The organism is Paenibacillus sp. A3M_27_13 (assembly GCF_024213315.1).
Taxonomy (GTDB): domain Bacteria; phylum Bacillota; class Bacilli; order Paenibacillales; family Paenibacillaceae; genus Paenibacillus; species Paenibacillus polymyxa_B.
Genome location: NZ_JANAVE010000013.1, coordinates 43,378 through 56,591 on the forward strand (window position 1 = coordinate 43,378; position 13,214 = coordinate 56,591).

The window sequence follows — 13,214 nt, forward strand, 5'->3', positions numbered from 1 at the left end:
TAAAATAACTTAAGTGTCTCGAGAGGAGGTAGGGGATGAATCGGTTCATCCGGAATTCTGGTTTTTATTTGATTCTTTTTTTAGTTGTGGTGGGTATCGTTCAGTTTGTTAGCAACAGTAACGAAGCCTCCGATCTCCCTAGATATGACCAATTACGGCAAGAGGTTAAAGCTAATAACATCTCTAAAGTAACGGTCCAATTTGACGGTTACGCCTATCTTGTAACCGGTGCATATAAGAAGCAGCCGGCTAATGCTAAATCGACCAATTTTTCCGTATATGTTCCACCAACGGATCAAGCACTAAGTGAACTGGTTAATGCCAGCGAAACGAACGGGTTTGAATACGTGCAGAAGAAAATGGAAGGCGAAAGCATTTGGCTGACGTTTTTGACTTCTATCATTCCTTTGGTGATCATGTTCCTGTTGTTTTTCTTCCTGTTTAATCAGGCACAGGGCGGTGGCGGCAAAGTTATGAACTTCGGCAAGAGCAAAGCCCGTCTGTATAACGAAGAGAAGAAGAAGGTTACGTTCGAGGACGTGGCAGGGGCTGACGAAGAGAAGCAGGAGCTTGTCGAAGTCGTAGAATTCTTGAAGGACCCACGCAAGTTTGCAGCTGTGGGCGCTCGTATTCCAAAAGGTGTTCTGTTAGTGGGCCCTCCAGGTACGGGTAAAACACTCTTGGCGAGAGCTGTTGCAGGCGAGGCCGGAGTGCCGTTTTTCAGCATCTCGGGTTCTGATTTTGTAGAAATGTTTGTCGGGGTCGGTGCTTCTCGTGTTCGTGATTTGTTCGAGAACGCGAAGAAGAACGCACCTTGTATCATTTTCATTGATGAGATTGATGCCGTTGGACGTCAACGTGGCGCCGGATTGGGTGGCGGACATGATGAACGTGAGCAGACGCTCAACCAATTGCTCGTAGAGATGGATGGATTTGGCGCAAACGAAGGTATCATCATCGTAGCGGCTACAAACCGTCCTGATATTTTAGACCCGGCGTTGCTTCGTCCAGGACGTTTTGACCGTCAAATTACGGTTGACCGTCCAGATGTTAAAGGCCGTGAAGCAGTATTGTATGTACATGCTCGCAACAAGCCATTAACGAAGGATGTTAAATTGGACGTAATTGCGAAACGTACAACAGGCTTTACAGGCGCTGATTTGGAAAATCTGTTGAACGAAGCTGCCTTGTTGGCGGCTCGTCGTAACCGCAGAGATATTTCGATGCGAGAAGTAGATGAAGCCATCGACCGTGTTATCGTAGGTACAGAAAAACGCAGCCGCGTAATCAGTGACCGCGAGAAACGAATTGTTGCTTATCATGAAGCAGGCCATACGATTATTGGTTTCTTCTTGGAAAATGCCGACATGGTTCACAAGGTAACGATTATTCCACGTGGACGTGCAGGCGGATATGTCATCATGCTTCCGAAGGAAGACCGTATGCTGACTACCAAGCAGGAATTGCTGGACAAAATCACTGGATTGTTGGGTGGACGCGTATCCGAGGAACTGTTCATTGGTGAGATCGGAACGGGAGCTTATAGCGACTTCCAGCAAGCGACAAGCATTGCACGCAGCATGATCGTAGAATATGGTATGAGTGAGAAGCTTGGTCCAATGCAGTTCGGTACTTCACAAGGCCAAGTATTCCTTGGACGCGATATCGGTCATGAGCAGAACTACAGTGATCAGATCGCTTATCAGATTGACCAGGAGATGAATCGCTTCATCACTGAATCTTATGAGCGTGCTAGAGAACTCCTGACCAAGTATTCCAAAGAGGTTCATTTGATTGCTCAAACCTTGCTGGTAGAAGAAACCTTGGAACTTGAACAAATCAAACGTTTGATCGAGACAGGTTCTTTGGATGGTGGCACGACTGAGGGAGAAGGAACACCGGAAAATGGTGAGCCTGTGATCGACAACATTGGAGACGTCCGTGTACGTATTCAAGGTAAGGATGACGAGCCTAAGAATACAACGGATCAACCGAATGATATCCCTAATCTGCAAAAGCCAGAGGATGATAACAATTCGGGCAACTCCGGTGGTACTCCACCGACAACAACCTAATCATCCGATGGATAGTTGAATAAGCGTATATGTAAGCTCCGGGGAACCAGGTATTATGGGTTTTCCGGAGCTTTTTAAATGGAAGATTATTGCTAACGTGATTTGACAGACACCGGAACGTTGTGTACATTTATTGTTAAATAAACGGCTGTCGTCTTCTTAGCTTATAAAAGCCAACAGCCGCTGCAATCGACTTTCTATCATTTTGAACATATACGTGAGCGCATACTGTAGAACCTATGGTGTGCGCTATTCTTCTGTGAAATCAGGTGAAGGCATGATTCCAAGGTATCTAGTTGATTTTGATGTAGCGGAATTGACCCGATTGGAGGCCGACGTGTTAATAATCGGCTCGGGCATTGCGGGCTTATATACGGCGATTAAGGCTGCGGAGAATCGGAAAGTGTTGCTGATTACCAAGAAGACTTTGATGGAAAGCAACACGCGTTATGCTCAAGGCGGCATCGCTGCTGTCACATCGGACGAGGATACACCAGCTTATCATATGGAAGATACCCTGATTGCTGGTGCAGGTCTGTGTGAATCTGAGGCGGTCAGTACGCTTGTCCATGAAGGTCCAGTTGGCATTCAGGAGTTAATACGTTTGGGAACGGCTTTTGATCGTGTGGATGGTGAACTAGCGTTGACACGGGAAGGAGCGCATAGTCATCGGCGTATTTTGCATGCAAATGGAGATGCTACGGGTTATGAAATTGTTCGTGCGTTGTCAAAGCAGGTTGCTGCCCATCCCGGTATCGAAGTATGGGAAGAGTGCATGGTAATTGATCTGCTGACGGAGCATGGTGAGTGTATTGGGGCCCTCGTCCAAAAGCCAGGTGGGGAAAGGTCGTATATAACCGCTAATGCAACGATTTTGTGCTCAGGAGGTAGCGGGCAATTATACCGTTATACGACCAATCCGGATATTGCAACCGGGGATGGTATCGCTATGGCATATCGTGCTGGGGCGATTGTACGGGATATGGAATTCATACAGTTTCATCCTACGGCGTTGTGCCATCTGGGCGCTCCAAGGTTTCTAATTTCCGAAGCCGTACGGGGAGAAGGAGCCGTGTTACGCAATATTCACGGAGAACGCTTCATGGACAAGTATGATTCCCGGCAGGAGCTTGCACCCAGAGACATCGTAGCTCGTGCTATCATTCATGAGATGGAGCGCACCCAAGTTGCGTTTGTATACCTGGATATTACACACGAGCCGCCAGAGCGGGTGATGCAACGTTTTCCAACAATTTATCGGACATGTCTCTCATTTGGTTTGGATATGACGACAGACTGGATCCCCATTGCGCCTGCTGCCCATTATATGATGGGTGGTGTCCAGACCAATTTACACGGGGAAAGCTCCATTGCGCGTTTGTTCGCCTGCGGGGAGACCTCTTCTACAGGAGTTCACGGAGCTAATCGTCTGGCGAGCAATTCGTTATCTGAAGCTATTGTATTTGCCAGCAGGATTATTGAGCGACTGCATTCATTGCCACCGCTGGTCGGCCATACATTGATATCTTATAGCGATAACCGTACAGAGTTCCCGGCTTCATCCGTCACGGAGCAGCGGCATAAGCTGCAAGAAGCAATGGTTCGTTATGCTGGAGTTCGTCGGCACGGCGAGGGGCTGCAAGCAGCATTAGACGAGCTGCAAGGGCAAATGCCTATTTTTGAGGCTGTGATCGCTAGCCGGGAAGAGATCGAATTTGCCAATTTGCTCACCTGTGCTTTATTAGTAACAGATGGTGCGCTGCTGCGTGAGGAGAGCCGGGGAGCGCATTATCGCGAGGATTTTCCTGAGACAGATGATAGCGTCTGGCGAAAGCATGTTCAGCAGAGACGTGAGCAAGGGATAACGGAGGAGTACGTTCATGACATCTAACAGCGAACTTTATGGAGAGTTTAGTGGATATCAGGAAGAACTGACAGCACAAATTCGCAGCTGGCTGCGAGAAGATACGGGCTCTGGCGATGTGACCACGCGCTGGACGATTGAGCAGGGCCACCAATCCAAGGCTGTCATTCATGCCAAGGAGAGCGGCGTGGTTGCCGGTTTACCCGTGGCTGCCCTTGTATTTCAGGTAGTGGACCCTTCCTTGTCGTTCACTCCGCTGGTGAAGGACGGACAGTGGAGTGAAAAGGGAAGCGTTTTGGCGGAAGTGAATGGAAGTACTCATGCAATTCTGACCGGAGAACGACTGGCGTTAAATTTGCTCCAACGGATGTCTGGCATTGCCACGCGGACTCGGGCTTTTATAGATCAATTGCATGGTTTGTCCACTCGCTTGGTGGATACACGTAAAACAACACCGGGACATCGGTTGCTGGAGAAGTATGCTGTGCGTGTAGGCGGTGGCTCGAATCATCGCTTTGGCCTGTACGATGCTGTTATGATTAAGGATAATCATATTAAGGGTGCAGGTGGGATTGAACAGGCTGTAAGTCGAGCGCGCGCTAATATACCGCATACGATGACGATTGAAGTAGAGACGGAAAACATGAAACAAGTTCAGGAAGCCCTGGAAGCTGGGGCGGATATCATTATGCTGGATAACATGTCTGCCCCAGATATGAAGGAAGCCGTTCGGTTCATTCGGGAACGGGCACCACATGTCAAAACAGAAGCCTCGGGCAATGTATCGCTGGATACAGTGCGTGAGATGGCTGAGAGTGGCGTAGATGTGATCTCTGTAGGCAGGCTGACATACTCTTTTCATAACCTGGATATCAGCCTTGACCTTAACGCAAAGAAAGATAGGTGACACCCATTGATTCTTGTAGTGGATGTAGGTAATACCAATATTGTTCTGGGGATATACGAAGGGCGGGAGCTGTTACACCATTACCGGATCAGTACCTCCAGACAGGCAACCGCAGATGAATACGGCGTACTCATACATAATCTTTTTAGTATGGGTGGCGTATTAAAGGATGACATCCAGGGAGTTATTATTTCCTCTGTCGTTCCGCCGTTGGTCCGTGTATTAGAAGAAATGTGCGATAAATACATAGGCAAAACGCCGTTAATCGTCGGACCGGGAATCAAGACTGGTCTTAACCTGCGTTATGAGAATCCGCGTGAAGTAGGTGCGGATCGGATCGTGAACGCTGTTGCGGCTGTAGAACGGTTCGGCGGGCCGCTGGTTGTGGTGGATTTTGGGACAGCGACGACGTTTGATTGTATTGACGATAAGGGAAACTACTTGGGCGGTGTCATTGTGCCGGGTATCGGGATTTCGACGGAGGCACTGTATCAACGGGCTTCCAAGCTACCCCGCATCGAGTTGGAGAAACCCAAAAAGGTTATTGGTCGTAATACGGTTCATGCCATGCAAGCTGGGATTATCTTCGGTTATGCTGGGCAAGTGGATGGCATTGTGCGGCGCATTAAGGAAGAAATGCAGGCGGAGCCTACAGTTATTGCTACCGGAGGTCTTGCAGAGCTAATCGCATCAGAGGCGGAGAGCATTCAGAAAGTGTTGCCGATGTTGACGCTCGAAGGATTGCGCATCATTTACCAACGTAACGCCGAATAAAAAAGTGGGTATAAGCTGCCGCTGAGTCCAACCGAATGATTTTATCGGTTTGGATTAGCGGCGTTTTTCGTCTATACTGAAATATGTTACGTTTTTGAACAATTCGCGTGATCTGTAGATGCAGGTTGTTTATATAGTAGGAAATTATGCTTCAATGATAAGCAATACTAACGAAAATAAGCAGCATAGCTGTCCTGGTGAATAGGGGAGGATATCAATATGGAAAATAAGCAGGATCGACTTATTCGTGGCACAGCCATGAATGGGAGGGTTAGAGCTTTTGCTGTTCGGACAACTCAATTGGTAGAGGAATTGCGGAGAAGACACGATACGTATCCAACGGCTACCGCTGCTTTGGGGCGAACCCTCACAGCAGGTGCTATTATGGGTTCTATGCTAAAAGGAAAAGAGCGATTGACCATTCAAGTTAAAGGTGATGGACCGATTGGGCAAATCGTCGTTGATGCCAATGCTGTAGGGGAAGTGCGAGGTTATGTTACTGAACCGCATGTGCATTTGCCGAGCAATAGTATGGGCAAACTGGATGTAGCGGGTGCCGTAGGTACAGAGGGGTTCATTCATATCATCAAGGATTTGGGGTTAAAAGAACCGTATCGCGGCAGTACTCCGATTATTTCCGGTGAACTGGGTGAGGATTTTACCTATTATTTTGCCAAATCGGAACAGACCCCGTCAGCGGTGGGCTTGGGTGTGCTGGTAGATACGGATAACACGGTTATTGTGGCCGGTGGATTTATTATTCAGTTGCTTCCAGGCTTGAATGATGATGAGATTACTGCGATCGAAAATGCAGTCAGCTCCATTCCACCCGTTACTGCTTTGCTGGATCAAGGGTTGGAACTTGATGAAATGCTGCGCTGGATGCTGCCGGACGTTCGGATTCTCGATGAATTGGATATCCATTTTCAATGTGAGTGTTCACGTGAGCGCGTGGAAAAAACATTGATCAGTTTGGGAGAAAGCGAATTAGAGCAGCTAATTGAGGAAGAAGGACAGGCTGAGGTCGTATGTCACTTTTGTAATGAGGCTTATCAGTTTAATAAGGATGAATTGCAAAATCTGTTAGATCAAGCCAAATCCTAACCGGATGGGCGGTGCAAGCGATGACTACACGGGAAAAAGGATTATGGACAGCTGTCATTATTCTGACCGTTAGCGTCGCCGCCTTGGGTGGTCTTATCATGCTTCGGGGGCTGTCAAAGCCGGGTGATGTAAGCAAGGATGACGGCGATCATACTGTGGCGGAGATGGGTCAGGAAGGCATATCGGAGGAACAGTGGGTAGCGGAACTGAAAAAGCGATATGGAACCAATACGCTGTTGCAAATGTTGAATCGTAAAGCCGTGCAGGCTGAAACCAAGCGTCTCGGTATCAAGATCACCCAAGAGGATTTACAGCAGGTGCTGGAGCAGGATAGTAAAGGGTATGACTCAGATCATGCCTACTTTGATGAAATGCAGCGACAGTTTGGCTTAGATCCGGTTGACTTGCGGAATGAAGCGGAATACCGGATTGGTTTGGAGAAAATAGCCACGCAGGGTATTCAAGTTCAGGAAGCTGAGATTGACGAGTATTGGGAACAGCACCCTGAGGAATTTGCCGTCGGTAAGCAGATCCAATTGGCAGCTCTTTATGTGGATAATGCGGAGGAAGCAGAAGCGTTGCTAGATCGGGTCAAGCAGGGGGAGAGCTTCGATGTGCTGATTCAAGAGTATTCAGGTAAGCCTTTTGGCAAGGATAGCAGCGGGCATTTGGGATGGGTGGATGAATATGATCCATTGCAACCGGAGGCGATCATGAAGGCGGCGAGAGAGCTAAGCTCCGGGGATGTTGCAGGTCCGATCTCTGTTAACGATGGCTATGCTGTCATTTATGTACAGGATGTCCGGTTGAAGAATTCTCCGGATAAGCAGCAGATCCGGCAGCAAATTCGCCGATCTCTTGCGCTTGCACAGGCCGCTCCTTTGGAAGAGGTCGAGAAGAGTCTACGTGATAAATATGGAGCGCGTATTTTATCTGGAAAAGATGCATCCTCCGCTGCTCTGTAACGTAGTGAAAGAATATTGGTTTGAAGGAAGCACGATGCTGATAACGCGGGTTGACAGCATCGCGGCTTACTCACTCGTATTGACATTGGAATTGAAGATTGTTATGATTAGCGTATAAAACCCACTATTTTTATCGGAAATTAAATGAACGGTACAGAATTAAAGTGATTGACTAAGATTGATCTACAATATGATTTCGCAATTTTTAATACATCATCTACAGTCAGGGAGGAATTATCATGGCTAAAGTTGTTAATAACATCACCGAACTTATCGGGGAAACTCCCCTCGTTCGGCTCAACCGGATCGTACCGGAAGATAGCGCCGAAATTTATTTGAAACTGGAATATCAGAACCCAGGCTCCAGTGTAAAAGATCGTATTGCGATTAGCATGGTAGAAGAAGCTGAACGTGAAGGTTTGCTTAAGCCAGGCGGTACGATTATTGAAGCAACTAGCGGTAATACAGGAATCGGCTTGGCTATGGTTGCTGCTGCGAAGGGCTATAAGGCAGTGATCGTTATGCCAGAAACGATGAGCATAGAGCGTCGTAATTTGTTGCGTGCTTATGGAGCCGAACTTGTGCTAACACCAGGATCAGAAGGCATGAACGGGTCCGTTAAGAAAATGGAAGAATTGCTGAGTGAAAATCCGGAATATTTTGCTGCTGAGCAGTTCAAGAACAAAGCTAATATCAAAATTCACCGTGAAACGACCGGTCCTGAGATTGTGGAAGCCATTCGTTCCATTGGCGGAACTCTGGACGCTTTTATAGCTGGAATAGGTACTGGCGGAACCATTTCTGGTGCCGGAGAAGTGCTTAAGAAAGAATTCCCTGATATTAAAGTTGTGGCTGTAGAGCCTGCCTCTTCCCCACTGTTAGCAGGCGGTAAGCCAGGACCCCACAAAATTCAAGGACTTGGTGCCAACTTTATTCCTGAAATTTTAAACCGCGATATCTATGATGAAATTATTCATGTAGAAAACGATGAAGCTTTCGAGGTAGCACGTAGAGTGGCCAAGGAAGAGGGCATTTTGTCCGGTATTTCATCTGGCGCGGCTGTTCATGCGGCTTTGAAACTTGCTAAGCAATTGGGCAAGGGTAAACGGATCGTTGTCATTGTTCCAAGTAATGGAGAACGTTACCTGAGCACACCACTATACAATTTCGAGCTGTAATTATGTCGTAATTGTGTATACTATACGTAAGGATTCCCTCATTTCCCTGTTGCAGGGGGGTGGGGGTTTCTTTTTAAGGAGAGAATATAGACTTATTGAAAAGTAGGGAAGGGGAAGCACACACGGATGAAATCGACAGCTAGAGTGACGGAGACGCAGTGGCAGGTTTGGCAGGAGGAAGGCTGGAGCATACTTCCCTATATTGCTGAGTACCCATTACCCGTGGGGGGGCTACCGTCATCGTGGCGGAAGGCTTGGGAGGATTCGTCTCCATATGCCTTTTTGCTGGAGAGCGCTAAAGGTGGGAGGTACACCTATCTGGCCTTAAATCCGGTTGCTATATTGGAGGGCAAGGGAGAACATGCAGTTTGGACTGATTTGCAAAGCGGGAAACATGGAGAAATGCATGGTCAACCTTTGAAAGTCATGAGCAACTGGATCGCTCCTTACCGTGCGCCGCGTGTACCTGGCATGCCTTTTTTCTCTGGAGGATTTGCGGGTTATCTTGGCTACGATGTAGCTCGCTCGTTGGAGCGTTTGCCATCTCAAGCTGCAGACGATACAGACATACCTGATTATGTATGGATGAGGGTGGATGAGCTATGGATTTATGATCACGAAAAATCCTCCATATATTGTGCTGTTCATATGCCCGCTCCTGCGCATTCCGATAAAGTCAGCAGTGATACCGATTTGACCAGTCACGTTATGCTGGATGGGCCAAATCCTATACTTTGCGAGCATTACGCGGAAGCTGCCCAACGTGCAGAACGTATGCTGACTCAGTGGAATAACATCATAAATGCAGGAGAGATTGATTCTGCGTACCCTCGTCGTTGTGCTAGGCTCGCCGAAGAAGGGTTAGAGGCTGCTCATCTTGAATCTGAAGGCTGGACAGCGGCATTCAACCAACAAGATTTTGAACAAGCCGTGAAACGTGTGCAGGAATACATTGCCCAAGGGGATGTATTCCAGGTTAACTTATCGATTCGTCAGCAACGTGCGCTTACAGCCCTCCCTGAAAATATATATGAATGGCTTCGTCTGCTGAATCCTTCCCCTTATATGGGTATGCTGCGTATGCCAGATTTACGGATCGTTAGTGGCTCGCCGGAATTGTTGGTGAAGCTGGAGGATGGACGTGTGAGCGCCCGACCAATTGCAGGTACGAGAAGAAGAGGGCTAACACCGGATGAAGATGCCGCTATGGCAGCAGAGCTTCTATCAAGCGAAAAAGAACGCGCCGAGCATATTATGCTCGTCGATCTGGAGCGTAACGATATCGGACGGATTGCCGAATACGGATCGGTGCATGTGCCTGAACTGCTGACGGTCGAATACTATTCGCACGTTATGCACCTGGTTTCTCAGGTTGAAGGAAAATTAGCCTCGGGTCGTACAGCTATAGATGTAATTGCTGCTACCTTTCCAGGCGGAACCATTACCGGGGCACCCAAGGTGCGCACCATGGAAATTATTGAAGAATTAGAGCCCGTTCGTCGGGGGCCTTATACAGGGTCCCTTGGATGGATTGACTATAACGGCAATATGGAATTAAATATTATAATAAGAACACTAGCTGTTAAAGGCAGCACTGCCTATTTACAGACAGGTGCGGGGATCGTCATTGATTCAGACCCGTACAGGGAATATCGGGAATGTCGGAACAAGGCTAGAGCTGTCATGAAGGCGGTACAATGTGGTGAAGAAGAAGCCGCTTTGAGCAGAAGCGGTATCACAGGAGGGTGAGTCGTATGATTTTGGTGATTGATAATTATGATTCGTTTACGTACAATCTTGTTCAATATTTAGGTGAACTTGGCGAAGAAGTAACCGTAAAACGGAACGATGAGATTGATGTGAAAGGCATAGAAGAGCTGGCACCAGAGCATATTTTGATCTCGCCGGGTCCATGCACGCCGAATGAGGCAGGGATATCACTGGATGTGATCAGCCATTTTAAAGGTCGCATTCCGATTTTTGGCGTTTGCCTCGGCCACCAGGCCATCGGACAGGCTTTTGGCGGTAAGGTTATCCGGGCTGAACGACTCATGCACGGTAAAACATCACCGATTCTTCATCACAATACGTCAGTATTTGAAGGCTTGCCTTCTCCGTTCACAGCAACCCGGTATCACTCATTGCTGGTGGAGCACGAGAGTCTGCCTGAGTGTCTAGAGATTACCGCGGAAACCGCAGAAGGTGAAATTATGGGTTTGCGGCATAAAGAATTTGCCGTAGAAGGAGTTCAGTTCCATCCAGAATCCATTATTACGGATTATGGGCATCAACTGTTACGCAATTTCCTAAAACGCAAGGTAGGCGTCTGATTCATGAAATATATCGGAGTCAACGGCGTCCTCACGGAAGCCGCAAAAGCCGTGATTCACGTAAGTGATCACGGCTTTTTATACGGAATGGGCTTGTTTGAAACATTCCGCACCTACAAGGGTGTCCCATTCTTGCTGGATCGGCATCTACATCGACTGCAGGAAGGTTGCCGAATGCTCGGCATTCCTTTTCAACCGGATGAGGAGCAACTTACGAGACACATCCAACATCTGATGGTGGCGAATGGATTGGATGAAGCCTATATCCGTTACACCGTATCAGCTGGCGAAGAGGTGCTAGGCTTGCCGACGGGGGACTATACGCGTCCTAATCATATTCTGTTCGCTAAACCGTTGCCCTCTACCAATACACAAACCGGGCAATCCACTTCCCCATCGGCGCTTCAGTTGTTGCGAACCCCCAGAAACACTCCAGAGGGTGAGGTTCGCTTAAAGTCGCTCCATTATATGAATAATATTCTTGCAAAGCGGGAACTTCAGCAGTATGCCGAGGCTGTCCGTTATAAGGCTGAAGGAATGATGCTTACGGCGGATGGTTTTCTGGCAGAAGGAATGGTCAGCAATCTGTTCTTTGTGCGGAACAATACGTTGTATACCCCTGACTTGTCTACAGGGATTCTGCCAGGCATTACGCGTGAGTTCATTTTGGAGCTGGCGCATCTGCGAGACATTCCTTGTGAGCAAGGCCTGTACCGCTGGGACGAGCTGAAACAGGCTGATGAAATTTTTATGACCAACTCTATACAAGAAATACGGCCCGTGGATTTGTTGTTGGAGCCGGGAGGAGCAACGAACCATTTATCGGTTCCCTTGACACAGCCCAGGTCCATAACAGCTTTGCTGTTGCACGATTATAGACAGAAAGCAGGGATCAAGTGAACATACCGACCCTTTATCAACGTAGTTACCGAATGGGGGATGCCGAGCTTACGCTCGGACATTCCACACAGATCATGGGTATACTGAATGTGACCCCGGATTCATTTTCCGATGGAGGATTACATTATAGTCCCGAGATTGCTGTTTTACATGCATTGAAGCTGGTGGAAGATGGAGCGGATATCATTGACATTGGTGGGGAGTCTACTCGCCCGGGTCATGATCCAGTAGGTGTGGAAGAGGAGCTGGCTCGGGTCATTCCGGTCGTTCAGGCTATCCATCGTATCGCACCGCACATTCCGTTATCTGTAGATACTTACAAAGCCGAGGTAGCCAGGCAGGCACTTGAGGCTGGCGCACATATCATTAATGATGTGTGGGGGTTTAAGGCAGACCCCGATATGGCACGTGTAGCTTCGGAATTCGATTGCCCGGTCATTTTGATGCATAATCGTCATGACCGTAACTATAGTGATTTGGTTTCTGATATGCTGTCCGATTTAAAAGAAAGTATCCGATTAGCGCTGGATGCGGGGGTACGTGAGGAACAGATCATTTTAGACCCAGGTATCGGTTTTGCCAAGGATTACGATGAAAATATTCATGCCATGACTTCTCTCGATACATTGAGTCAGCTGGGCTTTCCGCTGTTATTGGCTACGTCGCGCAAAAGGTTTATTCGTACAGCACTGGATTTGCCTGTGAATGATGTGGTGGAGGGCACGGCGGCTACCGTTGCCTTTGGCATTGCTCAAGGGTGCCAGATTGTGCGTGTACACGATGTGGCGCAAATCAAGCGCACCGTACGTATGTGTGATGCGATGGTGTACGGGTCTAAAAATGCACTGAGTTATGGTGGTTAGAAGACGCTTCATGAATGATTTGATCCTGCGATCGCTGTTGCAACGGGATTCTTTTGAATTGGTAAGCATATGACTGTTAGAATCCCGTTGCAAAGGCGAGCGCTTCGCTTCTCCGGATTCAAATCCTTCATTCCGCTACAACGCGCCATAAAGTCACTGTATTTTTAGGGAGTTATTTATTGTGTAAGGTGAACAGAAGAATAGATCAAGTAGAACGAGAACGGAGTAGGCGGAATGGTGCTGTACAAGCAAAG

At 47.9% G+C, this 13,214-nt stretch carries 11 protein-coding genes; all 11 read left to right on the forward strand.

The genetic code is table 11. The annotated features are described in order from the left end of the window. The first annotated feature begins 35 nt into the window (after window positions 1-35). Window positions 36-2,075, forward strand: a complete 2,040-nt coding sequence (ftsH, locus tag NLX82_RS26310; protein ID WP_028542511.1) for an ATP-dependent zinc metalloprotease FtsH — start codon at window positions 36-38, stop codon at window positions 2,073-2,075. Window positions 2,076-2,352: 277 nt separating this feature from the next. Next, window positions 2,353-3,966, forward strand: coding sequence for an L-aspartate oxidase (gene nadB, locus NLX82_RS26315; RefSeq protein WP_254349266.1), 1,614 nt, complete (start codon window positions 2,353-2,355; stop codon window positions 3,964-3,966). Continuing rightward, window positions 3,956-4,846 carry a carboxylating nicotinate-nucleotide diphosphorylase gene (nadC, locus tag NLX82_RS26320; RefSeq protein WP_254349267.1) on the forward strand — a complete coding sequence of 297 codons (891 nt, stop codon included), beginning with the start codon at window positions 3,956-3,958 and terminating at the stop codon, window positions 4,844-4,846. The genes nadB and nadC overlap by 11 nt, the downstream gene beginning before the upstream one ends. A 6-nt stretch (window positions 4,847-4,852) precedes the next feature. Then, on the forward strand, window positions 4,853-5,620 hold the full coding sequence (locus tag NLX82_RS26325; RefSeq protein WP_023986451.1) for a type III pantothenate kinase: 768 nt from the start codon (window positions 4,853-4,855) through the stop codon (window positions 5,618-5,620). Window positions 5,621-5,839: 219 nt separating this feature from the next. Beyond that, window positions 5,840-6,724, forward strand: coding sequence for an Hsp33 family molecular chaperone HslO (hslO, locus tag NLX82_RS26330; protein WP_254349268.1), 885 nt, complete (start codon window positions 5,840-5,842; stop codon window positions 6,722-6,724). 20 nt (window positions 6,725-6,744) lie between these two features. Next, window positions 6,745-7,689, forward strand: a complete 945-nt coding sequence (locus tag NLX82_RS26335; protein ID WP_023986453.1) for a peptidyl-prolyl cis-trans isomerase — start codon at window positions 6,745-6,747, stop codon at window positions 7,687-7,689. A 239-nt stretch (window positions 7,690-7,928) separates the two neighbouring features. Continuing rightward, window positions 7,929-8,867, forward strand: coding sequence for a cysteine synthase A (gene cysK, locus NLX82_RS26340; protein WP_028542507.1), 939 nt, complete (start codon window positions 7,929-7,931; stop codon window positions 8,865-8,867). 126 nt (window positions 8,868-8,993) lie between these two features. Further along, entirely contained in the window at window positions 8,994-10,616 is a 1,623-nt protein-coding gene (locus tag NLX82_RS26345) for an anthranilate synthase component I family protein (protein WP_076265356.1), read from the forward strand. Between the two features lie 5 nt (window positions 10,617-10,621). Beyond that, window positions 10,622-11,197: an aminodeoxychorismate/anthranilate synthase component II gene (gene pabA / locus NLX82_RS26350; RefSeq protein WP_254349269.1), complete on the forward strand. Its 576-nt coding sequence runs from the start codon at window positions 10,622-10,624 to the stop codon at window positions 11,195-11,197. Window positions 11,198-11,200: 3 nt separating this feature from the next. Next, window positions 11,201-12,097 carry an aminotransferase class IV gene (locus tag NLX82_RS26355; protein ID WP_023986455.1) on the forward strand — a complete coding sequence of 299 codons (897 nt, stop codon included), beginning with the start codon at window positions 11,201-11,203 and terminating at the stop codon, window positions 12,095-12,097. Further along, entirely contained in the window at window positions 12,094-12,960 is an 867-nt protein-coding gene (gene folP / locus NLX82_RS26360; protein ID WP_023986456.1) for a dihydropteroate synthase, read from the forward strand. Before NLX82_RS26355 ends, folP begins: the two co-directional genes overlap by 4 nt. The last annotated feature ends 254 nt before the right edge of the window (window positions 12,961-13,214 follow it).